Annotated in this window: 1 protein-coding gene; it reads right to left on the bottom strand. The window is 72.1% G+C overall.

From position 1 onward, the window contains the following. A partial coding sequence (locus tag NLU14_RS21710; protein WP_338040819.1) for an MFS transporter occupies window positions 1–276 on the bottom strand: 276 nt, incomplete at both ends.

Genomic DNA, 276 nt, shown 5'->3' with positions numbered 1-276 from the left:
ACCGCGCCCGGATGGACGGGCTGGGGCACGAAACGCCGCGAGGGCGGCGCGAGGCGGCGAAAGCCCTCGGCCATGGCCAGCCCGATCAGCCCGACGCCGATCAGGCCCCAGCGCCAGTCGATCAGTTCGGTGAGCAGGCTCACCCCCAGCCGCCCGGCCATGCCGCCGATCGCGCTTCCGGCGATGTACAATCCCATCGCCGGTCCCACCGAATGGGGCTCGATCTCCTCGCTGACATAGGCCATCGCCACCGCCGGCATGCCGGCGAGCGCGATC

Source organism: Marinobacter iranensis, from assembly GCF_029207565.1.
GTDB lineage: Bacteria > Pseudomonadota > Gammaproteobacteria > Pseudomonadales > Oleiphilaceae > Marinobacter > Marinobacter iranensis.
Note: the sequence above shows the minus strand (reverse complement) of the source record. Positions and strands in the feature narration are given on the sequence as shown.